At 46.0% G+C, this 24,394-nt stretch carries 24 protein-coding genes; 13 read left to right on the top strand and 11 right to left on the bottom strand.

Annotated features, from left to right (window positions below; translation table 11 throughout):
* Window position 1: 1 nt before the first annotated feature.
* Both H6626_09910 and H6626_09905 read left to right on the top strand, forming a co-directional pair.
* The gene (locus H6626_09910; protein USN46527.1) at window positions 2-649 is read left to right on the top strand and encodes an ATP-binding cassette domain-containing protein; all 648 of its coding nucleotides are present in this window, start codon (window positions 2-4) and stop codon (window positions 647-649) included.
* 117 nt (window positions 650-766) lie between these two features.
* Complete coding sequence (locus H6626_09905) at window positions 767-2,278, top strand: phosphoenolpyruvate carboxykinase (ATP) (GenBank protein ID USN46526.1); 1,512 nt, start codon at window positions 767-769, stop codon at window positions 2,276-2,278.
* Between the two features lie 54 nt (window positions 2,279-2,332).
* Here the strand turns inward: H6626_09905 and add are convergent, their stop codons facing one another.
* Window positions 2,333-3,319 (bottom strand): adenosine deaminase, encoded by a 987-nt coding sequence (gene add / locus H6626_09900; protein USN46525.1) that lies wholly within the window; start codon window positions 3,317-3,319, stop codon window positions 2,333-2,335.
* 180 nt (window positions 3,320-3,499) lie between these two features.
* On the opposite strand from add, the gene H6626_09895 reads away from it, so the two are divergent.
* A complete protein-coding gene (locus H6626_09895) occupies window positions 3,500-5,536 on the top strand; it encodes a transketolase (GenBank protein ID USN46524.1) in 2,037 nt (678 codons plus the stop codon).
* A 6-nt stretch (window positions 5,537-5,542) separates the two neighbouring features.
* On the opposite strand, the gene H6626_09890 is transcribed toward H6626_09895, so the two are convergent.
* Window positions 5,543-5,773 carry a twin-arginine translocase TatA/TatE family subunit gene (locus tag H6626_09890; protein ID USN46523.1) on the bottom strand — a complete coding sequence of 77 codons (231 nt, stop codon included), beginning with the start codon at window positions 5,771-5,773 and terminating at the stop codon, window positions 5,543-5,545.
* Between the two features lie 371 nt (window positions 5,774-6,144).
* Between H6626_09890 and H6626_09885 the strand changes: the two genes are divergently transcribed.
* Genes H6626_09885 through H6626_09875 form a run of 3 tightly spaced genes read left to right on the top strand, consistent with a single transcriptional unit; the run spans window position 6,145 to window position 9,925 of the window.
* The gene (locus tag H6626_09885) at window positions 6,145-8,424 is read left to right on the top strand and encodes a hypothetical protein (GenBank protein USN46522.1); all 2,280 of its coding nucleotides are present in this window, start codon (window positions 6,145-6,147) and stop codon (window positions 8,422-8,424) included.
* A complete protein-coding gene (locus H6626_09880) occupies window positions 8,421-9,335 on the top strand; it encodes a hypothetical protein (protein USN46521.1) in 915 nt (304 codons plus the stop codon). The genes H6626_09885 and H6626_09880 overlap by 4 nt, the downstream gene beginning before the upstream one ends.
* On the top strand, window positions 9,332-9,925 hold the full coding sequence (locus tag H6626_09875; protein ID USN46520.1) for a hypothetical protein: 594 nt from the start codon (window positions 9,332-9,334) through the stop codon (window positions 9,923-9,925). Before H6626_09880 ends, H6626_09875 begins: the two co-directional genes overlap by 4 nt.
* On the opposite strand, the gene H6626_09870 is transcribed toward H6626_09875, so the two are convergent.
* Complete coding sequence (locus H6626_09870; protein ID USN46519.1) at window positions 9,922-11,169, bottom strand: poly(A) polymerase; 1,248 nt, start codon at window positions 11,167-11,169, stop codon at window positions 9,922-9,924. The two genes, H6626_09875 and H6626_09870, sit on opposite strands and share 4 nt — an antisense overlap.
* A gap of 134 nt (window positions 11,170-11,303) precedes the next feature.
* On the opposite strand from H6626_09870, the gene H6626_09865 reads away from it, so the two are divergent.
* Window positions 11,304-12,065, top strand: coding sequence for an alpha/beta hydrolase (locus tag H6626_09865; GenBank protein USN48997.1), 762 nt, complete (start codon window positions 11,304-11,306; stop codon window positions 12,063-12,065).
* Between the two features lie 82 nt (window positions 12,066-12,147).
* Window positions 12,148-13,863, top strand: a complete 1,716-nt coding sequence (locus tag H6626_09860) for a DEAD/DEAH box helicase (GenBank protein USN46518.1) — start codon at window positions 12,148-12,150, stop codon at window positions 13,861-13,863.
* A 17-nt stretch (window positions 13,864-13,880) separates the two neighbouring features.
* On the opposite strand, the gene H6626_09855 is transcribed toward H6626_09860, so the two are convergent.
* From H6626_09855 to H6626_09845, 3 genes are all read right to left on the bottom strand, one after another.
* Complete coding sequence (locus H6626_09855; GenBank protein USN46517.1) at window positions 13,881-14,426, bottom strand: hypothetical protein; 546 nt, start codon at window positions 14,424-14,426, stop codon at window positions 13,881-13,883.
* Window positions 14,427-14,468: 42 nt separating this feature from the next.
* Complete coding sequence (locus H6626_09850; protein USN46516.1) at window positions 14,469-15,515, bottom strand: PD40 domain-containing protein; 1,047 nt, start codon at window positions 15,513-15,515, stop codon at window positions 14,469-14,471.
* A gap of 66 nt (window positions 15,516-15,581) precedes the next feature.
* Window positions 15,582-16,472, bottom strand: coding sequence for an A/G-specific adenine glycosylase (locus H6626_09845; protein USN48996.1), 891 nt, complete (start codon window positions 16,470-16,472; stop codon window positions 15,582-15,584).
* A gap of 172 nt (window positions 16,473-16,644) precedes the next feature.
* Here H6626_09845 and H6626_09840 point away from each other — a divergent pair, with 172 nt between their 5' ends.
* The gene (locus H6626_09840) at window positions 16,645-17,166 is read left to right on the top strand and encodes a hypothetical protein (GenBank protein USN46515.1); all 522 of its coding nucleotides are present in this window, start codon (window positions 16,645-16,647) and stop codon (window positions 17,164-17,166) included.
* 261 nt (window positions 17,167-17,427) lie between these two features.
* Here the strand turns inward: H6626_09840 and H6626_09835 are convergent, their stop codons facing one another.
* The 4 genes from H6626_09835 to H6626_09820 form a co-directional block, all read right to left on the bottom strand.
* The gene (locus H6626_09835; protein USN46514.1) at window positions 17,428-18,030 is read right to left on the bottom strand and encodes a mobile mystery protein B; all 603 of its coding nucleotides are present in this window, start codon (window positions 18,028-18,030) and stop codon (window positions 17,428-17,430) included.
* Window positions 18,027-18,515, bottom strand: coding sequence for a mobile mystery protein A (locus H6626_09830; protein ID USN46513.1), 489 nt, complete (start codon window positions 18,513-18,515; stop codon window positions 18,027-18,029). Before H6626_09830 ends, H6626_09835 begins: the two co-directional genes overlap by 4 nt.
* A 298-nt stretch (window positions 18,516-18,813) precedes the next feature.
* Window positions 18,814-19,200: a hypothetical protein gene (locus tag H6626_09825; GenBank protein USN46512.1), complete on the bottom strand. Its 387-nt coding sequence runs from the start codon at window positions 19,198-19,200 to the stop codon at window positions 18,814-18,816.
* Window positions 19,201-19,413: 213 nt separating this feature from the next.
* The gene (locus tag H6626_09820; GenBank protein ID USN46511.1) at window positions 19,414-20,973 is read right to left on the bottom strand and encodes a WD40 repeat domain-containing protein; all 1,560 of its coding nucleotides are present in this window, start codon (window positions 20,971-20,973) and stop codon (window positions 19,414-19,416) included.
* A 499-nt stretch (window positions 20,974-21,472) separates the two neighbouring features.
* Between H6626_09820 and H6626_09815 the strand changes: the two genes are divergently transcribed.
* Window positions 21,473-21,685 (top strand): hypothetical protein, encoded by a 213-nt coding sequence (locus H6626_09815; protein USN46510.1) that lies wholly within the window; start codon window positions 21,473-21,475, stop codon window positions 21,683-21,685.
* A complete protein-coding gene (locus tag H6626_09810) occupies window positions 21,682-22,062 on the top strand; it encodes a type II toxin-antitoxin system death-on-curing family toxin (GenBank protein USN46509.1) in 381 nt (126 codons plus the stop codon). The genes H6626_09815 and H6626_09810 overlap by 4 nt, the downstream gene beginning before the upstream one ends.
* Window positions 22,063-22,250: 188 nt before the next feature.
* On the opposite strand, the gene H6626_09805 is transcribed toward H6626_09810, so the two are convergent.
* Window positions 22,251-22,730: a GNAT family N-acetyltransferase gene (locus H6626_09805; protein USN46508.1), complete on the bottom strand. Its 480-nt coding sequence runs from the start codon at window positions 22,728-22,730 to the stop codon at window positions 22,251-22,253.
* Window positions 22,731-23,382: 652 nt separating this feature from the next.
* On the opposite strand from H6626_09805, the gene H6626_09800 reads away from it, so the two are divergent.
* Complete coding sequence (locus H6626_09800) at window positions 23,383-23,811, top strand: hypothetical protein (GenBank protein USN46507.1); 429 nt, start codon at window positions 23,383-23,385, stop codon at window positions 23,809-23,811.
* The gene (locus tag H6626_09795; protein ID USN46506.1) at window positions 23,808-24,305 is read left to right on the top strand and encodes a helix-turn-helix transcriptional regulator; all 498 of its coding nucleotides are present in this window, start codon (window positions 23,808-23,810) and stop codon (window positions 24,303-24,305) included. Before H6626_09800 ends, H6626_09795 begins: the two co-directional genes overlap by 4 nt.
* Window positions 24,306-24,394: the final 89 nt, after the last annotated feature.

Raw genomic sequence — 24,394 nt, 5'->3', positions numbered from 1 at the left:
CATGTCGGTAGTGAAGAATTTAATTAAAGACTATGGGGATTTTAAAATTGAAATACCATTTTGGGAAATCCCAGATCACGGCGTCACGGCCCTCTGGGGACCATCTGGATCGGGTAAGACCAGTGTGCTGCGTTTGTTGATTGGCCTTGAGGCATGCCCCGGAATGAGTTGGGTTTTTCCGGATGGTGATGTGGCCAAATTTTCTGTACCGGAGAAGCGTTTGGGAGTGGTGTTTCAACACTTTGAATTGTTCCCGCATATGACGGCCATTGAAAATATCAAGTTCGCGGCAAAGGCCAGAGATACTAAAGATGCCAGACAAAAAATAGCCGAACTCTCTGAATCTTTAGAGTTAACAGGGTTTCTTGAGCGCAAAGTGGGATTACTTTCTGGAGGAGAGCAACAAAGAGTGGCTCTGGCCCGCGCCATAATCGGCGAGCCTCGGTTTTTATTATTGGATGAGCCTTTTTCGGCCCTGGATGCCGCTCTTAAGGGTAAGGCCCGGCATTTGGTTAAAACCATCATCACGGCCTATAAAATTCCCGCTCTTTTAGTCACACATGATCCGCAGGATTTAGAAGTGGTGGCCGATAGGGTGGTGAAAATTCAAGGGGGCCGGCTTCATGCCCCAGAAGACCCCGCAGAGTGAGCGAGCGTGTCAAAAAATCAGTGGCAAACAGTTGGTAAACACGCCGCATCTAAACTAGTTTCGTAGTACTAACAGTTTTCAAACCAGCCAATGCACAGGGGAAAGGGTGAAAAAACTATGAATACCACTCAACTGATTGAAGCCGCGGTACAGGCGAATTTTGGAGTTTTAAGTCGTGATGGGGCCCTTATGGTAGAAACAGGGGCATCAACGGGTCGGTCCACAAAAGAAAGATTTGTCGTTCAACACCCCGATGTGGCTTCAGATATTGAATGGGGCAAAGTCAACCAGGGCATTTCTCCTAACGAGGCGGAAGAGTTTTTTGCAAAACTAGAAAAGCAGCTGGCCGGCCAAAGCTATTATGAAATGCAAGAGTACGTGGGCTGTTTCAAAGTCAGAGTTCGATCCACAAGTCCATGGCACATAGCCTTTGCTCGCAATATGTTTCGTGAAAATTATATCGAGAGTCTGCAGGAGCAGATCGCCGATGATATCACTATTCAGATTTACCACGCTCCCGAATTGACCACCTCACAGTTGGGTATAAATATGCCCTTTGAAAAGGCCATCGTCCTAGATCCTCATTCGATGAAAGTGGGAATCGTGGGTACGGCCTACGCTGGTGAGATAAAAAAATCCGCATTCACATTGTGCAATTATCTTTTGCCGAAGTATGGCCTTTTTCCCATGCACGCCTCGGCCAACTGCCTAGGCGATGGATCCAATTCATGTGTGCTATTTGGTTTGTCAGGAACAGGTAAAACCACTTTATCGGCCGATCCCCACCGGTTTTTAATTGGTGATGATGAGATTGTTTGGTCAAAAAATGGCCTGTCAAATTTAGAGGGCGGCTGTTATGCCAAGCTCATTAATCTTGATCCAGAAAAAGAACCAGACATTTACATGGCCGCCAATCGACAGGGTTCCATTTTAGAAAATGTGCGGTTTGACTATGAATCAAGAACGATAGATTTTAACGATGGCACATTGACTGAAAACACTCGTGGCTCTTACAGCATCGAAGCTCTCAATCATGTTTTTGATCAAGGCCGCGAGGCAGCACCGCCAAGCTCCATTGTATTTTTGACGGCCGATGCCTTTGGCGCCTTGCCGGCTGTGGCCAAGTTGGATGAGTGGCAGGCCCAGTATCATTTTATTTCGGGATATACGGCCAAGGTGGCTGGTACAGAAATGGGTGTCACTGAGCCGCAGGCTACATTTAGTGCCTGTTTCGGCGCTCCGTTTATGCCGCGGCCCGCGTCTGTTTATGGAAATCTTTTGGCTCAATTGATGCGTGAATACAATGTGCCCGTATGGCTTTTGAACACGGGATGGACCAACGGAGGCTACGGCAAGGGAGGGCGATTCCCCATTCCCGTGAGCCGCACGCTCCTGTCTGCCATTCAAAGTGGCGAGCTGGAAAAAGCAGAGATGGTTCGCCATCCTGTTTTTGGTTTTTCAGTACCTAAAGCCGTACCCGGTGTGGACAGCGAATGGCTAACCATTCCCGAAGGTTCGCAGGTGCAAGAGCTAGCCAAGAAATTTATGGCTAACGCTGAAGCCAAGGGCAACAGCATTTCTGAGGAGGTCATTCGTCGGGGAGGACCGCAGCCGCAGCACCTCAACTGATGGCGCAGAAACAAGATTAGTTTTTTGTGTGGCTTCCTTAGGGGAGCCATTTTTTTATGGCGACCAATTTCGGGCATCTTCAATGAAGCTGTGTTGAGCGGCATTTTTGACACAGGTGAGGATGTCGGTGTCTGTAAGTTTGAAGCGGCTCTTAGCCAATTCGAATTCGTGGGTGAGGTTGATGTTAAAGGTGCCTGGGTCATCCGAATTGATCGTAGCGATGATTCCAAAATCCATGAACTGTTTTAGGGGATGATCGTCCACTGTGGGCACGGCTTGCGTGAGATAGTTGCTTGTGGGACACAGCTCAAGCGGGATGCCGGCTTGTTTTACATAGTTCATAATTTCTGGATCACGATAAATTTGTACTCCATGCCCAATTCTGTCGGCCCCTAGGTATTCGATGGCTTCTTTCACGGCCGTGGGAGCTTCGGGTGTGTTCACTTCACCGGCATGCACGGTGATGCCAAGTCCCACGTCCTTTGCCATTTGAAAAAGTTTGCTGAATCTTTTTGCATCAAACCCAGCCTCATTGTCGGCAAGGTCCATGGCTAAGAAAGTGTCATTGTGATCCATGATAAACTCGGCCACCGCTTGTGCCGCAAGGTCATCGAGCGTTCTTTGTACAATACCAATAAGGCCAACGCCGATATTATATTTAGATTCAGCAAGCTTCACTCCGCGCACAATGGCAGAGTGAATTTTTTTAAAATTCAAATGGGGGTGACCCTGATTTACAAATGTGGGCGCGTAGCGCAATTCAAGCCATCGAATGTTTTCACGGGCGGCATCCTCTACCGCTTCAAAGGCGATGCGCTCAATAATTTCTTCTGAATGAAGCAGCTTTTGTGTATCGAGAAATTTATGGAGGACGGATTGCAGATCCAGCATGGGGTCTTCAATGAGAAAATGATCCGCAAAATCTTTGTCGTTTTTGATTATGACACCTATTTGCGGGGCCAGTTCACGGATGGTGCTGTGACGCAAAGAAAGTTCAAGATGTCGATGCAGCTCCACTTTGGGAAGATCTTTAAGGTTCATGGGCCCAAACTACCGTGAAAGGGATCTAAATGCCAAAACCATTGTGGGGGATCTGAATGGAAATGGGCCGTCAATGATGCGGAGCACGTTCGATCCTGACCATTGCCGGCGTGGGCATTGAAACTCGCCAGTTATTTCGATAATAAACGGGACTTAAAAGCATCGAAATGGGAGAGGCCTATGCCACATCTTACACCACTAGAACGACCCGTAAAATTGGCTGGCAATCCAGCTTCGAATCCGACGTATTCGAAGGACGTCGTTCTGGCCTCCGGAGAAACCATTTCGTTGCCTGATCCGCAAGCCACACGGGCTATGGTGGCACTGATGGATATGCAAGCGGTGATGGGTGGGGCGGCCAGCCATTTTGGTGGCCCGGCCGCATTTGCTGAAATCATGTCAGCCGTTTATGGATTGGTGTTTTATTGGGCAAAGAAAAATAACCGTCCCTGGTACAATGATTTTCATGTGATCAATGATGCAGGTCACTGCGAAAACGGATTGTATGCACTAAAGGCCAACTTTGGTGTGGCCAACCTTAGTTTAGACAGCCTCAAGGGCTTTCGTTCTATTGAAAGTGTTTTGACTGGGCATGGTGAATCCCATTTGTTTCCGGAGGGAGTTTATTTAAGCAACGGCCCCTTGGGTTCGTCTTTGCCTCAATCACAGGGCTTGGCATTTGCTGATGCGTTAGCTGGCGTGAATCGTGTCATAGTGACTGCGATTTCTGATGGAGCATGCATGGAGGGTGAAGCCAAAGAAGCCCTTGCCGCAATACCAGGCTTGGCGGCCAAAGGGCAAATGGCTCCTTTTGTTTTGGTGATTAGTGACAACAACACAAAACTTTCTGGCCGAATTGATGAAGAGTCATTTTCGATGGCGCCAACTTTTGCTTCACTAAAAGAGTTGGGTTGGCAAGTGCTGGAGTTAAAAGACGGCCATGATTTGCAGGCTTGCGCTCAAGTTTTTGATAAAGCTGTGTCAATGGTTCGCAACAATCCCCGTCACCCGGTGGCCTTGCATGTTCATACGATCAAGGGCTACGGAACAAAAGCCACTGAGGCGTCGAGTTCGGGGGCTCATGGATTTCCGTTGAGCAATCCCAATGATCTTCACTCATTTTTGTCAGAAATTTATGATGGGGACTCAGTGCCTGCCGAGTTTATCGAATGGGCCAGAGAATTAGTGAATACCTTTGAAGTAAAAAAGTCGGCGTCAAAAAACTCATCGTCAAAGCCGAAGGACAAAGTACAGACCGGAGTGGCCAAGGCTCTGATTCGAAAAGCCCAAGAAGGTTTACCAGTAGTTTCGGTTTCCTCTGATTTAGCAGGATCGACCGGGGTAAAGCCCTTTCAAAAAGAGTTTCCCCATCAGAGTCTGGATGTGGGTGTGGCCGAAGCCAATATGCTAAGTATGGCAGCCGGATTATCGAAGCAAGGTTATATCCCAGTAGTAGACACCTTTGCCCAATTTGGTGTGACTAAAGGCGGTCTTCCCTTGATTATGGCCTCATTGTCAGAAGCACCGGTGATTGCGATTTATTCTCACGTGGGATTTCAAGATGCCGCCGATGGTGCCTCTCACCAGGCCCTCACATATTTTTCTATGGCGAGCAGTATTCCCCATGTGGATGTGTACAATCTAACTTCAAGTAATGAGGCGGATGCTCTTGTGGGGCAGGCAATTGACCGATGGGTGTCCGCTCTTAAACAGGGAGAGGTCCCAAGAAGCCAGATTTTCTTTCTTGGCCGAGAGACGTTTCCAGAAACCTATTTGTCAGAGGGCTATCAATATCAATTGGGTCGAGCGCAAGTGATTCGCGACATCGAAGAATCATGTCAGCAAAAAGTGACCATAGTGGCTAGTGGTGCACTGCTTGGTCAGGCCCTGCAGGCTGCCGACGCTTTGTCAGCGGAGGGCATTGAAGCCCTCGTTGTAAATCCGTCGGTCATCAATAGGCCAGATGTGGAAACCATCGCTCAGTGTTTATCGAAAACGAATGGATTATTGCTTACTGTTGAAGATCATCAATTAATAGGGGGAATGGGCAGTTTGTTGGTCCACGCATTGGTGAATGAGGGTGTGAGCGTCAACGCTCGATCACTCGGAGTAAAAGATGAATTCGGTCAAAGTGCCTATAAAGCGCTTGAGCTCTATGCCAAGCATGGCCTGGATTCGTCGGGAATCACCCAGGCCGTAAAAGCACTGCTCAACTAGACGCAATTAGACTCGTTCTTTTTCTGTCTTTTCGGAGGTTTTTTTGTCGCTGTTGCCATCGCGAAGTTCTTCTTTTCGGGCCGAATCAGTCACGTCGATCTCGTCTTCATTGAGACCTTTTTTAAACCCGCGAATGGCTTCACCTAAAGATTTCCCAAGGCCAGGAATTCTCTTTGGTCCAAACAGGATCAAGATAATCGCAAGAACAATTAAAATTTGCCAGATAGATGGACTCATATGTGCTCCTAAAATGAGGTCCCACCCAAGATCCCCTGGAGCCAAAGGGTTGGTTGGAGCGCGCGCCCGGACTCACGGCACGAGTGGCCGCATGTCGTCTTCGGATTGCGTCACTTTCGTGCCGCAACCCGGATACGCCATGCACATCGTGATGTGAGTCCGGGCGCGCGCTCCAACCAACCCTTTAGCTCCAGGGGATCTTGGGTGGATATGGGCTTAGTTTATCCAATAATTGGGGGCGCGTCCATCTTGGTGGGTGTTGACGGACAATTTCTGTCACTATGTGTGTAATCTGCATAGGGTTTTGGGCTCTGCTCCCATTAGGTGGGAGTGGGCGTAGGACCAGGTTTTGCTACTTTTTTGGGGGGATAATGGGTGGAAAATACTGGACGTTTGGGAGAGCCGTTTTGCGGATTAAGTTTAATGAATTGTTAGCCCCTATTTTTTATTGGTTGGCCACTGTCACCGGCCAACTCTTGCGGGGGCTTGTCTTCAGTTTGCTTGTGCCGGCTTTAATCTTGCCCGCCATGGCCGATGTGAATTATCCCGCCGTCAAATCAAAATTGTTTCATTACAGCAACCCCAATTATGACCCGCTATGGGTGACACTGACCGATGACACACCTGTTGTGGGGCCGGTGCTTCCTCGAAAAGATTTGGATGACCCTGCTGGAGTACAACAGGCCTCCGAGGAATATGTAAAACTGGTTTTTGGACTTATTGTGCAAGCTGCCCATCGATATGGGGTTGAGGTTCTAGAAAGTCAGGACTTTGCCGATCGTCGAAATGTTAACGGATATTGGTCGTTGTTATTGGCCAGTTTGGTTGTTCCCTATCATGAATCAAGACTTTCACACATACGACTAGAAAAGGGCGGGCGCTGTGTTGAAAAAGCCAATGCCTTTCAGATGGCCAACAACCACACTGACACTGTTACAGAAACAGTTCAAAAAATACTGAGCCAGTTTTATAGAGATCCGATCAATCCTCTCGTGGCTGAGTGTGAGCAGGTTGATAAAGAAGAAGAGGTGAGGCAGTTTATTTTTAACGGCACAGCACTCGGGATGTGGCAAACTAATGCCAGATACCATATTGATGCTGTTTCTCCTGAAGTGGTATTGAGTCTGAAAAATACCATCGATTACGGCGTGGGTTTTCTTTTTGAGGGAGATCAACAGCCCACAAGTCAGGGATATTTTGGAATACTCAAAAACTATCCTCGCTATTCAAAGGCGTGTAGTTTTATTTCGAAATCGGCTGTGGATTCTACGACTAAAAAATATGAGCAGAACAATATCTATTTTAATTTGATTCGCGGACTGTACGGTGGCCAATACTATTATGGTCAATCTATCGTAGACGCTGTTTGTTCCTTTGACCCGACTCATCGTAGCCGCCTTATAAAAGCTAGCAACTCCTCAGTTCAAATTAATGATGCTTGGGTTGAGGCCAATAAAAAATTCTATCAGTCTCTTCGAGACGTGGTAGTTGGCCAAGTGTCTGGAGTTCCCTTTAAGCGCGGGAGGGTTTTAAATCAAAACAGCGTTTATCAACAGGTGTTGCCAAGAGACAGTGTGGAGTGGCTCGTCTACCAGGAGATTTTAACGAATTTCGAAAAAATTCACAAAGGCTCAGGCGGAGGGTTGGCCGAAGAACCCGAATATTCAAAGCCCCTTCAGGCCCTTCTAGAAAAAGATTATCTCAATGAGGCCGAAGATCGTATTTTTAAGTTATCGCAACAGACCCTGCAGGCGACACACTTTACCTTGGCCAATAAAACACGTCTTTACCTGTCGCCATCGGTAGATGAGAGAGTCTATTGTGGCTACCTACCCAACACCAGAGGTTTTGGAGTTCCATTGCAAGTAATCTCCGAGTTTGACGGGGCTCGTGGTCCCAAGTCGTCTGGCCGTTGGGCCCAGGTGAGAATACCTCGTCATTCAGGCGTCATCGAATTTTCAGACTCGAAAACCTTAGTGGCACTGAAGTCCCATCGCAAAGAAGCAAATATTAGATTGGCCCCGTCAACAAGTGATGTGGATGGCGTGCCCACGCAGTCGGGTTTCAGTCTGCTTAAAGATTCACCAGATGGAATTTCAGAACTGCCATATCTTAACGAAAAACGAGGGCCATGGTTGAAGGTGGGGCTGCCCATGGAGTCGATCAATGGGATTCCCAAAGAATCTGTTCGCCTGATACAGGTGCATCAAGAAAAGGCGGGCAGTTATCTGATTGGATGGGTTCATGATGTGAACGCCAAAGTCCGAACGGTATCTGAACCTACATCGAATAAATTGTGTTTTGGCTATGATCAGTTTTTTACAGACGCCACTCACCTTGAGAAAATCCCAACGCAATTTTTAGCCGACTATCTGTTTTTGGGAGAAATAGACACCGAGAATGCACCCTCTTCGATGAAAACATGGTTGCGAGTGCGTCCAACTGAAAAATCTCGAACATCGGCCATTGGAGTTGTTCGCAATGGCGAATCTGTCTATGTTTTAGGTAAAACAGAACGCTCCTATGCCATTTGGTATCCAGCAACGCCTCGATGTTTTTTAGATTTAAAAGCGGGTAATAATCTAAATAATTGTTTGGGCTGGGTTGATCGAAACGTCGTTCGTAAGACTCAAGGCGGAGCCGAGCTGTGATGAAAAAGTGGACAGCAATATTTTCTTTGTTTGGATTTTTGGTGGCGGTTGCAGCGGCTTATTCCTTTTATGTTTGGGTGAGCCAGGGGTTTTCTGGACTCGCTGAGGATCAAATATATATGGAAAGCGATAATAGGCCGCCCACTTCGGGAATTTTGAGTCAATCTCAAGATGTATTGTTGTCACTAAAAATGAAAAATTTCACCGCCGAAGCTCTCCGTGAAAAAGCATTTGTCGCGACTAACCCCAGTGAGTTTTATGACCAACTTGATGGGGAAAGTCGGCGTGACTTGGTGCAAAGATCCATTGAACAGTCCCATTCACTCATAGCTTGTTTTGCTGATGGTAGCCTTTGTGGTCAGGTGCCCGATTCAGATGGTTTTTTTGATGTGAATTTAACACCCAAACACCATGAGCTGGCCTGGCATTTAGAGATAATAGAAACCGCCGTCAGTGAAAAACAAGAATGGCTAGATGACGTAAAACTAAATGACCTTATGAGTGCCCTATCGATTTCTCACAGCACCATTCCTTTGACGGCATTTCGATTGATTCTAGCTAAGTCCCCCAGCCAAGACCAATTGCTGCAGGCCTTGGATATTATTCAAGAAGGTTTTGGACCCACTCAAGTACAACTTCTTCGCATGGTGGCGTTTCAAGACAACCAAGATACGGTGGTGCGCAAAAGCCTTTTGGGCTCAGTGGTGTCAGCTCTCACTTCAAACAAAGCGGAGCTTGTGGCCAAAGAGGCACTGGCCAATCAATTGCACACGTTGGGTTTGTCGGATCGTGAAATGCAGGTCATTGCCAAAGAGGCCTGTCCACGAGTTCGGGGTTACAAAGATTTAGGGCGAGCCCTCAACTGGCAGTTTCGTCGATATGATATTGGTAGTTGTGGCGGTGGATCATGAAGAGATCCGAGTATTTCACGGTTTTATCGTTGTCTGTATTTTTGTTGGCGGCGTGGTTATATGGACGAGGCAATTTCGGTGAGCACCGCTTAGACTTTAATGGCGGTAAAAATCAGATCGAGTCACTCAGTGGGGTGTGGTCGAAAGTGAGCGAAACATTAGGCCCGCATGAGTTGCAAGTAAAGCACGATGACTTTTGGGATAATGAGGCTCGGTTTTACACATTGAAAACGGCAAAGGCGAAAGTAGCGACATATAACCAGTGCTTAAGCGGCGGCACCTGTGGAGAGCTGAGCCAGTGGAGTGAGTCTGCACGACGGTTTGCCCTTGGAGTGTCAACGAGCCACGCCGTTATAGGATTGCGACGGTGGATGATGGTTAATCCTGAAAAACGACGGAGTAAACCCATCGAAAAATTTGCCCGCGAGATGATGTCACATGAATCACCTCGGGTGAAAGAAGCAGCTATGGATCTTTTGGCCTTGTTTAAATCCAGCTCCACAAACTTTCAAGCTGTTGTGGCCGGAGTTAAGGGGATTGACAGCGCTACAGTTCAGGAAAAAGCCAAGCGCTTTCAACAACCACTTTAGCTTTGCGGTCTTTTTCGGGGGCCGGGTTTTCGCCGCCTTCGCCGTCTTCGTTTATTGTTATTGCTTTGAAAGGATTCAATTTCTTTTCGACCCTTTTCAAAACTTTCATGCCAGAACTTGAGGTCATCAGCACTCAACGAATAATCTCGATCCGCCAATTTAAGAGCTAACGGAAAGGCCTCATTTTTTAAGATGGCCATTTGCCTTGATGATCCACGTCGCTCAAACTCGGCCCGCTTGTTTAAGAGGCCTTGCATTTGTATGGCTTTTGCCACGAGGCTTTGTTCGTATTTGAACATGCCCAGCTCATCGCGCATCAGGCGAACCAACTTTGGATTATCTAAAAGGTCTTTGTTTTTAACAGGGACTTCCGATTTCGGCTCAATGACGCTTCGATAATAGGCCAACACCAACCCCGCAAACAGCTCAAAAGGCGCTTCCATTCTTTTATCGTGGAAAGCTTGCAGGTAAGTTACAAAATCCTGACTTTTTTCTGAGTGCGAAAAGAGTTCGTGCAGCGTGGGAGCCATATACTCAAGTAGCCCAAGATCATAGGATTCAAGAAACGGGAGAGCCGGGTTATCCAGTCGCAAAAATTTTAAGATCTCTTCTCGTCGTCGCGGTAAAGCCGATTGTAAAAGGGACGACGCATGTTTAGCCATGGCCGAGCGAAGCGCTTCATCCAGTTGAAAGCGGATCATGTGAGCCAGGCGCACAGCCCGCAAAATTCGAATGGGATCTTCCAGTAACCGCGCTTCGGGATCGCCAATCATTCGAATGCGTCCGGCTTTGAGATCCTCAAGGCCACCAGACAAATCAATCAGCGAGTCATTGACGGGATCATAGAAAAGGCCGTTGATCGTAAAGTCTCGCCTGAGAGCATCTTCTTCTGGGCTGCCAAAGAGGTTGTCGCCTTCAGGCAGGTCCTCTTCAGGGGTTTTTTCATCGGGTTTTAAATCTCGACGAAAAGTGGCCACCTCATATTGTTGGTCGCCTCGTTTCACAAGCACCAATCGAAATCGTTTTCCAATCACATAGGCATTTCGAATCAGGCGCCGAACCTCATTGGGCTTGGCCATAGTGGCAATGTCATAGTCTTTGGGATGCTTACCTAATAAAAGGTCTCGCACACACCCTCCCACGAGGTAGGTGGTGTGGCCGGCGGTTTGTAGTCTTTCGACCACGTCGAAGGCCTCTGGGTCGACCCAATCTTGATGTAACTTCGGTGTTTGCTTTATGTGCATGACCACCGCATAATGGCTCGGGATAGTGGACGGGGTCAAATGTCCAGGAGTTGGAATTGGGTTATTTGGAAAATTTTAACTATAAAATCGAGGGTGAACCCCACAATCCCAAGCTGATTTTCCTGCATGGCCTGATGGGATCGGGTCGAAATTGGCAAACAGTGGTGAATGCTTTTGCCGGACATTTTCAAATCCTCACCTTTGATCAGCGCGGTCATGGGCGGAGCTTTCAGCCGGCCTCAGGGTATGCGCCCGAAGACTATGCTGATGACCTCTTAAAAATTATTGATGAATTGGGGTGGGATAAGATTGTCCTCGTGGGTCATTCCATGGGGGGGCGAAATGCGTTGAATTTTGCCTATCGTTTTTCGCATCGCACAATTGGTCTGGTCATCGAAGACATTGGACCGGCCCCACATCCCAAGGCGGCTGACCGCATCCGACGACTTTTGGCCATGGTTCCGACCCCGTTTAAAAATCGGGTAGCGGCGCGCCAGTTTTTTCAAAATGAGTTTCCTCAAAAGGTGGGTGAGGGGGAAATGGGCGCCACTCTCGCCAGTTATTTTTACATGAATATATCTGACCAGCCGGATGGGGGAGCTGATTGGCGTTTTTCTAAGGACGGAGTGCTTGCGAGCCTGGATTTGGGCAACGCGAAAGACAGATTTTTCGAACTTGAGGGCCTGACCATGCCCACATTGGTCATTCGAGGGGCACAGTCGGCAGAGTTGACTCAGCCCCTTTTTGAAAAAATGCTCGCCTCTAACCCTCGAGTGCAGGGGGCGGTCATCAATGATGCGGGCCATTGGGTGCATTTTGATCAGACTCAGGCCTTTATTGAGGTTTTGGATTCTTTTTTCCGACAGTTGCCCCTTTCGGGGTTGAGCTTTGACTAAACCGGGTCAGCTCATTATAAGTAGTTTTTCAAACCAGATAATGGTTTGAACCATCTAACAAGTTCCGAAAAGGACGATCTGAGTGAAGTTTGAGGAGTTGGATCTCCACCCTGCTGTGGCAGCTGGAATCGCCAAAAATAGTTTTGAAGAATGCACACCCATCCAAGAGGCCGCCATACCTGTAATTCTAGAGGGTAAAGACGTTGCCGGGCTCGCACAAACCGGCACCGGTAAGACGGCCGCGTTTTTACTTCCCCTAATGGACAGAATCATGCGGTCTGTGGATGCGGCCAATCCGGATTACAAACCCAGCGAGGGTGAGCCTAAAAAGACGCGCCCGATTTTTGAAAACTGGTTGCCGACCAATTTTATTTTGGTGTTGGTGCCCACGAGGGAGCTGGCCGAACAGGTTTACCAAAACGTGAAAAGTTTAGGTGGTGAAGCTGGATTAAAGGGAGCCGTCATTTATGGGGGCACTTCTTACGACAAGCAAAAAGACGCCCTTGAGGGTGGAGTGCAGTTTGTTGTGGCCACACCGGGGCGCTTGATTGATTTATACAAAGAACATGTGGTGGATCTTAAACAGGTGCGCGCGGTTATTTTTGATGAAGCGGATCGAATGTTCGACATGGGATTCAAAGATGACATGAAATACATCTTAAATCGTATTTCTCAAGATCGGCAGTTCCTGGTGTTTAGTGCCACATTAAACTTTGATGTGTTGAATGTGGCTTACGAATATGGCGCCCAACCTGTTGAGATCAACGTCAGTAAAGATCAGGCCAAAGCTGAAAACGTGGCAGATGAAATTTTTCACGTGGGCTTTGATGAAAAGCCCGGCTATTTGTTGTCACTTCTAAAAAAGCACAATCCTCAACAGGCTATTGTGTTTAGTAATTTTAAGCGCAATGTGGAGCGAATAGCTAAGTTTCTCAATCAAAATGGTTATGCGGCAGTGGGGATTTCAAGCCTACTCACGCAGGCCCAAAGAAATCGAGTGATGGCTCAGTTTCGATCGGCCAATGAGCGAACCGTGCTGGTGGCCACAGATGTGGCAGCCCGCGGCCTTGATATCAAGGGCGTGGATATGGTGATTAACTATGAGCTTCCAGATGACCCTGAAAATTACGTACACCGAATTGGTCGCACGGGAAGAGCCGGCGAAAAAGGTCTGGCATGGAGCCTAGTGGGTGATCGCGATGTGGAAGCTCTTAACCGAATCGAAAACTACCTAGAGCATAAAGTTGCCATCGGCTGGCTTGAAGATGGCGAAATTATCACCGATCACAAGCCTTTTCCTCGTGATTTTCCTCCAGAGAGAGCCCGCTCTTCACAAGGCGGTCCTGGTGGACGGTCTCATGGAAACAACAAAAGGCGCCGCTCTCCTGGCGGAGGAGGCGGGGGCCGAAGCCATGAAGGTCGTCGTTCGGCAGAGGGTCATCGCGGCAAAGGTAGTTCCTCGGCTTCAGGTGGAAAACGAAAAGACCATAGACGGGGCCCCGGTCGAAACAATGAGGAGGCCGGTGAACAGCAGCAAACGCAAGGTTCGGGCACGCATCGTGACCGACGAACGGGTCGACATAAAAATGCCCAAGGTCAAGAGGGACGACGAGGCGAGTTGAGCAAAAAGCGACGCTCGCAACGACGGCCGAACCAAAGGCCCACCGGTCCGAACGGATCCCAACGAAAACCGAAAGATCAAGCCACGACACCAAAAACCAAAGCCGCCACAGCGGCCAAAAGTAACGGTAACCTGGGCCAAAAGATCACCGGATTTATCAAAAAAATATTTTCGTAATTAATCGGCCGGGTACCTTAGAGCCAGCGGAAATTTTTAATGATTTCGTTGCAGTCTTTTAAGGTGGACTGGAAGTGATCCTCGTGGTCTCGGCAGGTCATAATCACAGCTGTTTTGTCTTTTAGAAATAACACCTGACGGAGTTGCTTCATGGCCGATTGATTTTTCAGATCAATGACGAAGCCCAGCTGTCCGCTCACTTTTATGGGCTTAGCCTGCATCACTTTAAACCCCAGGCGAGGGAAATCGCGCATCCAGCGCGTGACGTATGACTTTAATGTGGTGGATTGGCTCATTTTATCCACCCGAACGGTGAGGGCCGCTTGTACGCCGTCATAGGTAGAGGGAGCACGGTAAGATGTGACGACAAATGGGTTTCTGATGGCCTCTAATTCTTGCACCCAATCACTGTCTCCAGAATTGATGGTAAATCCAGCGTCCGATCGAAATACGCCCAGTTGTTGACGAATGAATTCGGAACTCGATGTGGCTGGCAATGGGGCCGCATAAGAATTCAAACCAACATGAAACACGATTGCAGCCACTAGTATTTTAAAATTCATAGGTCCTCGCACAGCACTTTGATTTCAGGGTAACGAAATCAATTAGTTAGCGCAAGCGGGGGCACGGAAAGGCATGCTATAGAGCTGCATGAGGCCAGTTCTGTTGCTTGTAAACAAGACTTTGGTGCCGTCGGGGCTGAACGACGGGAACAGATCATCTGCTAAGTGATAGGTGAGGCGCTGTTTGCACTGACCATCGAGGCTGGCATAGTACAATTCAAAATTTTTGCCGTCGTTTTCGTTGGAACTATAAATCACACCGCCAAAGCTTGGGTGAAATCTTGGCCAGCGATGAAGATAGGGCCCCGAAGTCATTGCTGAAGGAGACAATGTTTTTCCGTAATCAGATAACCAAATTTGAGATTCGTCTAGTTTCGGGTTCCATTCCACCCAGGCCAGTCGATCGCCGGCGGGCGAGAAATGGGGTTCCACTAGCCATTGGCTGGATTGTAAGATTGCACGAGACTTACCCGATGCCAATTGTAATGACATCAGCTCAGGGTGCGTTTTGGATTGCGACACGTAAATCAGTTCTTGATTTTTAATATTGAGAGTGGGCTGCCCATCAAAACCAAGCCTGTGGGTGAGTCGCAGGATGTTTTTTCCGGACAAGGTGCTGGTGTAGATCTCTGACCCGTCAAGCGGTGCCGGATTTTCTGTAGTTTGAGGTTGCCTTTGTTCTTTAAGAAAACTGAGTGTTTCTTTTAGTTCATCTGTGCTGCTGACGTAAATCACGTCGTTGCCCTCAGGCCCATAGATGGCAGAGGTGTTTTCGCCATCATGGTAGGTGACTCGCTTTTCTTTGTCGATAGCCAGAATGAGCTCATAGGTTTGGGCTTGTTCATGCAGGGGGCGGCTTCGACTTAAAAAAAGGATTCTATCCCCACGGGGAGAGAAAACGCCTTGGTAGTTTTCTCCCACTTGAGTGAGTAGCTTGGCCTCGCCCGGCGTGTATCCGTATGGGCCTTTTAAAGCTCCATGGCTTGGATCCCCATTGGGCTTATAAGGTGTGGACGAGCAAGAACTCACGGCAAAGAAAACCCACACGATCAACGCAAAACTATACATAGTTGAAGACAGCCATTTCAAGGTTCCCACTCCCCAGAATTGATGAAAGCCTCAGCAAGCACAGCACTCAAAAAAAATATTTGAACACTAGCGAATTCGGTCCATCACTTTTTGCACCAACGATGCGGGAATAAATTCCGCAATCTCATCTTTGGTCACCCATTTTATATCGGTGTTTTTTAGCGATTTCTTAATGGACTCAGGAAGGGAATCGAGAACATCCGGAGGATTTACAAAAATATTGTGGTGAGTGATGGTATGGCGAAAGTCATAGGACTTTGGTTGAGTGTTTTTTTTCTCCACATGGCCGGGTAAAAACCACTGTTTGCGCAAAAAAGGTGCGTAGTGATTTCTCACTAATGCAAATCGTCCTCGCCGTTTTGCAACAATGGGATTCCAAATCCAAATCTCTTGGGTTTTCTTTGGCTTTTTTAAAGGCCTCTGATCGGTGGACTCGGTCCGTCTTGAAAGACAAGAGCGGGTCCAGGGACAAATCATACATTTTGGACTTTTCGGGAGACAAATGGTGGCGCCAAGTTCCATCATGGCCTGGTTCATCACACCACTGTCCACTTGGATCACGGCTTGATCAGCCAGATCCTGCAATTGTTTTCGTTCAGAGGTCTTCCACCATTCAGTGGCAAGGTCATATCTTCGTGAAAGAATGCGAATAACGTTGCCATCTAAAACCCCCACGGGCTCAGAAAAAGCCAAACTGCTCACGGCACGGGCCGTGTAGGGTCCAAATCCAGGCAACTTAATAAGTTCAGTATGACTTTCAGGAAACACCCCAGAGTTTTTTGCCACTATTTTTGCGGATTTGTGCAGGTTGCGGGCTCGACTGTAGTAGCCAAGCCCGGCCCAGGCTTTTAATACGTGGGTCTCGGGTGCATTTGCCAAACGCAATACATCAGGAAACAGTTTTATGAAGTTTTCAAAATACGGGATGACCGCTGTAGAGGTGGTTTGCTGTAGCATGGTTTCGGAGATCCAAATCACATAGGGATCTTTGTACTGACGCCAAGGCAGGGGGCGTCTATTTGCTAAATACCAATCGATGAGTGCTTGTTGATCTTGAGTTGTCACGTAACCTACCTGCTTCCCTTTGCCTCTTCACTACGTTACCATGCCATGGGGAGGTAACCTTAGCATGCAGGTTCTGACAAGTTTTTTGCCATTTATTTTTTGGCTGGCCTTATTGGGGTATGGAGAGGGCACCCTTGCCACTCCCGGGTTAATGAATGTTTGTGACCCTCACGAGCTGTCCACTAAGAATTGCCATATTCAAATGGGCACCTATCAGCTTCACGTACGGGAAAAGAAAATTCATATAAACAATGGCACCTGGCGAGCTGTGGAAAATATGCCCGATCTTGGGGAAAAGGTGGAGTGGGCGGGCGTGCAGCTTCGAAAAATGGGCCAGCGAAGCTTCGTGGAGGTGCAGGCTTGGGACACACCATCAAATGAAGCCAGCATATCAAGTCTGCATTGGATGGTTTTTGAATTGCAGGGAGTCAAGTGGCTGCAGAAGCTGGATAAAATCGTCCAGAAGCGAAGAAAACTCCAAGACGGCCAGTATTCCTATGACAAGAAGTCCGATTTTGGGTTAAGACCCCATTCAAAGGCCAATCAAATTCATTGGTATATGTCTGACGAAAAGGGGAAATTTTAATGTTAGATTTTATTCAGTCCACACCCTGGATACTGTATTTGCCTTTGGTGATGATATTTTTCACTCTGGGTTTGCTTTTCTATCTTTCATTTCGCAATCCCTCGCGCGAATCTTAAAATCAATTCAGGCTGAATTGAAATCAGCATGAACAGTGGCTGCATCGGTGATGGCTCCTATTGTCCAGTCGAGTTTTATTGAATCATTGAGTGTGGAACAGGCGGTTGTTGGAAGTAGGGCCGAGGGGACTATCGGTTTTGTCTTCTAACTAAACATGAATTTGATGAGTCGATTAAAGAATTTGTTGTCAGCTTCTTGCAGTGAACGAATATATTCATCTCTAATTGTACCCTCAACATCTATTGTGTCTTCAGGCTTGTGTATTCCCCATGTTGGGGTGGGTTGGTCGTATTGTTGTAATAGTATTTCTGTCATTAAGCGAGCATGTCTCCCATTGCCATTTGGAAAAGCCTGTATTTGCAAAAGTCGGTGATGGAATCGTGCTGCAATTTCTTTCCAGAGGTAAGTGTCGTTTTCAATCCAATATTTTGTGTCATCCAAGAGCAACTTCATTTGCGAGGGAATATGTCTCCAGTCAACACCAATACTTTTATCAGATGTGCGTTGAATGCCGGCCCACCTCCAAACATCACTAAGCATTCTCTTGTGTAAGTTAAATATAAAACTAGATTCAAGTAGGTTTTTATGATTCCTTCCCTCGGACCACTTGATAGCTTTACTAATATTTTCCTTCTCAAGGGAGTTAAGCTCGCCTTGGGTTGTAATATAATCTGGTATCAAACCAATAATTTCATTTGGATCAAGGGGAGTGGAGCCCTTTGGATATTGAACTTCAAATTTACTCATTTTCGTTTCAAGCCTTTATCCCAAATACGAGAGTCCACATCATCTTTTAGTTCTTTTACCATGTTCTTAACCTCGGACACACTCGAGCCAGTCCCTTGTTTTTCAAGCTGCATAGTGTGTTCAGTTCGTTTTAAAATCTTTCGTGCAAAGTCCTCCGCATGAGTATCGATAATATCATTCAGACTCGAATACTGCTCCTTTGGAACAAAGGCATAAACGAGTTTGCAGTCCATTGCTTCGGCAGCTTTACTGAGTTTATCTAATGTGATTCTTCCGGCGGCTTCTCTTTTCTCATATCCGATGGCCGCGGCTTGGGTGACTCCCATAAGCTTTGCCAATTGATAGGTGGTCATGCCGAGAGCGCCCCGTATGGCCTTTATCCACCCTGATGGAGGAGCTTTTTCACTCTTTAGAGGCCCCCAACGATCCAGTTTTTTCTCGATAATCTGTCTTTGCGCTAATAGCTTCTTTTTATTAATTTTCATAAAAATATGATAATCTATAAATAATTATAAATCAATTATATAAACATTTATAAGTATTCTTAAAAGATATATATAATAATCTATATATTATTATAGTTATTGCCTATAGTAATGCCTGGCCAGATAAGTAGCTAATATTATGCAATTTTTTGATATTTGCTGCAGTCGCTTAAACAGCGAGTGCCAGAGTTGCGAGATAATCGAGACAACGGCAGTTCAAATACAGACGATGCTCTAGTTGCCGCCCTAGCTGAAAGCGCCCACCGGCAGAGTTGAGAGCTGCTTTCATAAACAAAGCTTACCAGAAACAGGCTTCAACCAGCTTTTTCTTCCACTCTGTCTCATCTGTTTTGCTGCTACAAAACGACTCATCAAGGATTGAGCAAATCCCACCAGCAAGAGTATTTATGCTTGAGCAAAAACTACCATCAACAGCTTCGCAAAGAGCTTCACCGTCGGTTTCGTATGATGAGCAAAAGGACTCGCCATTGGCAGCACATACGGCTTGACCCATAAGTTTCATGGAGGAGCAGAAGCTACCGTCATACTTGTCGCACAACTGCTCTGGGCTATAGGATCCCGAAACGGCATCTTTCATAATTTTGCATATTTTTGCACTTGGTCCATCAGCGTTACTGACTAAAGGTATCGCCAAAAATGTCACCAAAATAAGTAGTTTTTTCATATTAATTCGAGTCTCCTCACAAAATTTTTAATTTAATCTGGACTGAAATAAATCTGCGCAAAGCAAGTGCCAAAACTATTCAAACTCCTGCAAAAAGTGCTTAGCATTTCCGAAGTCAACAATCATGGCCCCAGCCTCAGGAAAGTGGTGCTGAAAGACTATAGAGCAGTATCGTTTTTGAGCTGCCGAGTGAGCTATGTCCCTGCCGACGCGCTAAAAGGGTTTTAAGCGTTTCAAAATCAAATAATCCCTTTCGCTGCCCTCCCAAATTTCATTGTAGAGTGCCACCCATTTGTTATCGGGGCTGAATTTTGCGTTTCTCATTTTCGTTGCATATGCGAAGCTTGATTCTGAACGAGTGGAGACCAACGTACCCATCTCTTCGTTGTCGTCCAAAAATTGAAGAAAAACATAGTCACCATCTGGAGAAACCTCTAGATGCCCAAGTTCCCATTTCGAGGGTATGGATTTTTCCATTACTAGGGTGTCGCTTTTGACTTTAAAAATTTCAACATCGGATCTGCCTTCTTGAGAAAAAAACAGACGACTATTTTGGTCGAAATAATAAAAGTTGTTTCCAACTTCAGTTTCGAAAAGCTTCAAATGATGATCTTCGAAAAGCTTCAAGAACAGAACTCTTTGATTTCCCGATAAGTACCCCGTAATATACACTTGGTTGTCGCCAAAAAAGACGGCCCCATTTGTCCACTTAAAAAGCCCGTCTAGCCCGGCGATAATTTGAGTCTTGTTTTGGCTTATGTTGTGGACGTAGACCTTAGCCACACTTTCAAACACCATGTAATCACCGTTGGGTGATAAGAAGAAATCTAGGCCCGATTCTAGGTTTTCTATTTTGTTTTCGTACAAAAATGTTTCGGTTATCAGGTCATAAACCCTAATATAGTAATTCGATAAAAAGGCCGGCGATCTTGGCGATACCCCCTCTTCCTCTAAAAGAATTAATTTTTGACCGTCATCGCTTGGCCAAGAAGAAAGTTCCCGCCCGTGGGTTTGTGTGGCGATTGTCTTGACTGTTCCCTCAGGGGTGGCAATCACCTCGACATATGTTTTGTTTTCGGACTCATCCCATCGCAAACCAATGACATCATTAGATAACTTGGACTCACTTTTGTTTGCCAGAAACTCGGTCCAAAAGTACTCATCGAGTTTGGCGCCAAGATCGTCAAAAATGGTAGTCTCGCGCAACAAATCAACAACCATGAGGTTACCTGGCAAGTCTTTTTGATCATAGTCAACTTTTACGTACCTTTGATTTCCCGACAAAGACACCGAGTCCCACTCCACTGGTTGCACGCCAGCACCTATTTGAAAAATCTTTTCTGATTTTCCTTGTTGGCCGAGGACGACTAGATTCTTTTTATCACGGCTCACGCCAATGATATCGCCTTTCGCCTGTGAAAAACAAGGTTCACTAGAAAACTGAAAAAGGCTGTTTAATTCATGATCATACAATTCTAGGTAGTCATCGTTGTTAGGCACTACACAGACATGACCACTTTCGCCACAGGCGTAGGCCACCACATTTCTATCTCCAAATGAAATTTGACTTCTTTCCCCTCTAAACAAATCATAACTGATAACGTTATTGTGAATGTCTGTGACGACTAATGAGTCAGCAGGCGAAAACGAGAGTTCTTTGACGCTGTCATTTATCTTCACGCGAATTTCTTTATCAAAAAAGTTACTTTCGATTGAAAAGGCCTTGTGATCGAAGCCAAGAAAAAGGCACAAAATGAGTAATACTTTGTTCATATCGCCCCCCCCGGGAAATGGAATTGGGTTTCGGTAACACAGTATTCAAATCCCCGCAAGCTCTTCCCATGAAGGAGACCCGAGGGCGCACGTGGTGTAGGCACCTGCCGTTTTTTAGCGGCCCTGAATCTAATGCCGCCTGACCATGGATTAGTTCAGCCACACCTGACTCAGGCGGCAGTATTTATCGCCAAAAACTATAAAAGGGCGATCTTTCTCGAGATATGCACCACAAACGGCGAGACGAGCAAGTCAGCGAAAGACCCTTGCTAAAGTTGAAAATCGCTATCTATGCGCTAACATCTGAATGGGTTCCGATTGCCAAAACTAGGGTTGAAAAGAAGTGGGATCAGAATCAGAGCCCCAATGAATCTCTTTGTTTAAAACGCAGGTCGAGCGAGTCAATTTCGACGGAGCTTTATAGGTGATCCTTGAATTCTCATAGAGAACTTGACAAATCATGAATTTTCATGATAGCCTGTTGGACCAGGAGCTAGCTATGAAAGCCAAGAAGTTTGCCACTCAAATAGACGAAAAAGTCTTAAAAGAATTGAGGTCTTACGCAAAAGCTACGGACCGCAGTATTTCAAGTGTGGTCACTGAAGCCGTCGAAGAGTATATCCATCGGGCAAAAATACGACCTGGCTTTCGCTCTGCTATGGATGAAGTTTTAGATGACCATCAAGAGTTATTAAAACGATTAGCGAAATGAAAGTTACGCTTTATCCGACCCTTGCCGAAACTTTAGAGTTGCACACGAGGCTCATCGAGCGTTTTGGTGGCACAAAAGGTGTTCGTGATTTGGGTTTGTTAGAGAGTGCTCTTATGCGCCCCCAAACGGGATACTACACTAGTTTGTCCTTAGAGGCCGCTGCGCTTTTGCAAAGCTTAGCCCAGAACCACGCATTTGTAGATGGCAATAAACGAGTGGCCTTTGCTACCACGGCTATTTTTTTACGCATGAATGGATTTAGGCTAAGGGTCGATCCCGACAACGGAGAATCCTTCCTCATCCATCGAGTGATTGAAAATAAAGCTGAAATTGAAGAAATCGCTAGGTGGTTGGAAAAACATATGCAGGTCATTTGAGGCTTTTTGTGGAATCTCTTTTCTTTGGGGCACCCGTCATGGGAATATGTGGGTTCTTTGGGTGATGATTATCCATAAGAACTCATTTTTGAGTTTTGTACTCTAAAAATACAAGAGAATATTTGAGCCCAAACGGATACCGTTTGTCGTTACTGATGCCGAATGCAGCCTGTTCAGAAAACTAGGGGTTAATTGACAGGTGCTAAAGACTTTTCCATTACAAGATCGGTTACCTGATACCCCATAGAAAGATAGAGCTTTGTCGCAACATTATTAAACCCAAAAACGTGGAGTCCAATACTCTTTAAGCCTCGAGACCTTACATCAGATTCAAGAAGGGTCATAGCCTTTCTTCCATAGCCTTTACCTCTAAATTTTTCTCGGACCATTATATCAGCAATAAAGGCCTTTTTGTTATCTGAAGCTCCGCGAATACAATACCAAAGATATCCAACGTCGTGGCTATCCTTATTAATCAAAGTAAATAAAAAGTTGTCTATTGATTGAAATCCGTCGGGTAGAATCCGAGAGAAATCTGCTTCTGCAACTCTCTCCGCCTCCTCTAAGGTAAAGCCATTGGCTTTTATCTTATCATTTATATAACGATTTTTACTTTCAATTGCGAAAGCGTCAAATTCTTGCTCTGACATTTTTCTTAACTTTAGCATTAATACTCCATACCTCACCCAACTGACATTGGTCACTTAACAAATGACTTCCGCCCGAGTCGTGTAAACAAATATATTGAATTGTTGCCCATGTGCCAGGGGGCTGGTCAGATAGATCGGGATTTTGATCAGCACGCGGCAAAGAAAAGGGCAAGATAAGTGTCCAAAGCCATTTAGCGAAGCCAGGACTGTATGGCAAGGGTTTGCAAATTGGGGCATGGGGCTTATCAATGCTCAACTTTTCGCTATCAAACCCAGCTATGAGCGGTGCAGGCCGGAGAAAACGCTTCCGTATTAGCCTATCCAGCACAATCTCCAGAAGTTCTACCAGCACCTGGAACTTGAACTAGGGAGTGGTCAGCCAGACGTCATTAAGGAGCCGTCTCTGCAAAAACCACGGCGATTCTAATAGCGTTGCCACAGCAAAAAAAGGTTTCACAAACTGCAAGTGCCTTTTCATCTGGCAGGCCATTAGGCCCAAGTGGCTGAATATGTTGATTTACTCAGGCCGGGACAAAGATCTCTGCCCAATTTGAGACGTTTGCCCTATCAGACCATCATAAAAACCTAATGTTTTCAGTTAGTTATATTTATGTTATAAAATATTATTGAATGTTATAAAAATATATGTCATACTGCCGATAGGAGTTGTATGGAAGTAGTTATTACGGAATGGGCATTACAAAGTTATGTGGATCTGAAGGCTAAAGGTACGTTCAATGATGATGACTATAAGAACACTCTTAGGCCAGATGCAGAGCTACTAAAAACGGATGATCCCTTTGATGTGAATCACCCAAAGTTTGGTAACGACAAGTTTTGGGGGCCGGCAATGAGTAAAGGCCAGATTATTAAATATGGGTACAAAATGAAATGGCATAATTTGGGCCCTGGAAAAGTTCAACTGAGATTGTGTGTAGTTATTGTTGAAACTGAATTGGAAGGAAAGAAAGAGCAACGATCATTTCTGTGCAACTCATACGTAAAGGACGATAAGACGGAAAAACGAGAGATGGCCAGAATTAAGACTAAGATTAGAAAAATAATGGATGGAACCTATGTTTATAGGGGTAAATTATGAGCGATTTTATAACAACTGACGAACAAAAAGTAAAAATTTATACGATTGCGGCCACTATGAAGCAAAGTGGTCTATCTGATAGGTTCATTTCTAGTGCAGTAAGATTAGCTGAATATTACGAAGGCGTTTTTGACCTCTTTGAATTATGGGCTGAAGAGGAAGGTTCTCAAGAGAAGAAAAGTATCATCGCTGATATCCAAGAGGAAATCGATGAATTTCGAGAGCAACCTAATGAGCCTCTGAAGAAGCCTTACATCTCTTACAAGGATTTAGAGGGAATCTCGAAAGATATTAGATCCTATAAAGACTTTCTTCGAAGTAAGGTCGATAAATGGGGTGGAATTACAAAGCTAGCGGCAGAAACAGGAATACCTCAACCATCATTGAGTAGGTTTTTTAGCTCTAATTCTATGCCTCGAAGAACAACTATTTACAAAATTGCTAACGCCCTAAATCTGTCTGAGGCTGAGGTGATTGCTGAATGGGCAGCTTGATAGCGAGTAAATTTCATTGGTCTGCCAAGCTTTACAAAGGAGCCGTCTCTGCAAAAACCACGGCGATTCTAATAGCGTTGCCACATCGA

Source organism: Pseudobdellovibrionaceae bacterium, assembly GCA_023898385.1.
In the GTDB taxonomy this organism is placed as follows: Bacteria; Bdellovibrionota; Bdellovibrionia; order Bdellovibrionales; family UBA1609.
The sequence above is the reverse complement of the archived record's forward strand: the minus strand, read 5'-3'. Positions and strand labels throughout refer to the sequence as shown.

Bases quoted from the DNA above. Each gene is read 5' to 3' on its own strand.
- H6626_09910 (USN46527.1), top strand. From the start codon at position 2: ATGTCGGTAGTGAAGAATTTAATTAAAGACTATGGGGATTTTAAAATT.
- H6626_09905 (USN46526.1), top strand. From the start codon at position 767: ATGAATACCACTCAACTGATTGAAGCCGCGGTACAGGCGAATTTTGGA.
- add (USN46525.1), bottom strand. From the start codon at position 3,319: ATGAACCTTAAAGATCTTCCCAAAGTGGAGCTGCATCGACATCTTGAA.
- H6626_09895 (USN46524.1), top strand. From the start codon at position 3,500: ATGCCACATCTTACACCACTAGAACGACCCGTAAAATTGGCTGGCAAT.
- H6626_09890 (USN46523.1), bottom strand. From the start codon at position 5,773: ATGAGTCCATCTATCTGGCAAATTTTAATTGTTCTTGCGATTATCTTG.
- H6626_09885 (USN46522.1), top strand. From the start codon at position 6,145: ATGGGTGGAAAATACTGGACGTTTGGGAGAGCCGTTTTGCGGATTAAG.
- H6626_09875 (USN46520.1), top strand. From the start codon at position 9,332: ATGAAGAGATCCGAGTATTTCACGGTTTTATCGTTGTCTGTATTTTTG.
- H6626_09870 (USN46519.1), bottom strand. From the start codon at position 11,169: ATGCACATAAAGCAAACACCGAAGTTACATCAAGATTGGGTCGACCCA.
- H6626_09865 (USN48997.1), top strand. From the start codon at position 11,304: ATGGGATCGGGTCGAAATTGGCAAACAGTGGTGAATGCTTTTGCCGGA.
- H6626_09855 (USN46517.1), bottom strand. From the start codon at position 14,426: ATGAATTTTAAAATACTAGTGGCTGCAATCGTGTTTCATGTTGGTTTG.
- H6626_09845 (USN48996.1), bottom strand. From the start codon at position 16,472: ATGCTACAGCAAACCACCTCTACAGCGGTCATCCCGTATTTTGAAAAC.
- H6626_09840 (USN46515.1), top strand. From the start codon at position 16,645: ATGCAGGTTCTGACAAGTTTTTTGCCATTTATTTTTTGGCTGGCCTTA.
- H6626_09835 (USN46514.1), bottom strand. From the start codon at position 18,030: ATGAGTAAATTTGAAGTTCAATATCCAAAGGGCTCCACTCCCCTTGAT.
- H6626_09830 (USN46513.1), bottom strand. From the start codon at position 18,515: ATGAAAATTAATAAAAAGAAGCTATTAGCGCAAAGACAGATTATCGAG.
- H6626_09825 (USN46512.1), bottom strand. From the start codon at position 19,200: ATGAAAAAACTACTTATTTTGGTGACATTTTTGGCGATACCTTTAGTC.
- H6626_09820 (USN46511.1), bottom strand. From the start codon at position 20,973: ATGAACAAAGTATTACTCATTTTGTGCCTTTTTCTTGGCTTCGATCAC.
- H6626_09815 (USN46510.1), top strand. From the start codon at position 21,473: ATGAAAGCCAAGAAGTTTGCCACTCAAATAGACGAAAAAGTCTTAAAA.
- H6626_09810 (USN46509.1), top strand. From the start codon at position 21,682: ATGAAAGTTACGCTTTATCCGACCCTTGCCGAAACTTTAGAGTTGCAC.
- H6626_09805 (USN46508.1), bottom strand. From the start codon at position 22,730: ATGCTAAAGTTAAGAAAAATGTCAGAGCAAGAATTTGACGCTTTCGCA.
- H6626_09800 (USN46507.1), top strand. From the start codon at position 23,383: ATGGAAGTAGTTATTACGGAATGGGCATTACAAAGTTATGTGGATCTG.
- H6626_09795 (USN46506.1), top strand. From the start codon at position 23,808: ATGAGCGATTTTATAACAACTGACGAACAAAAAGTAAAAATTTATACG.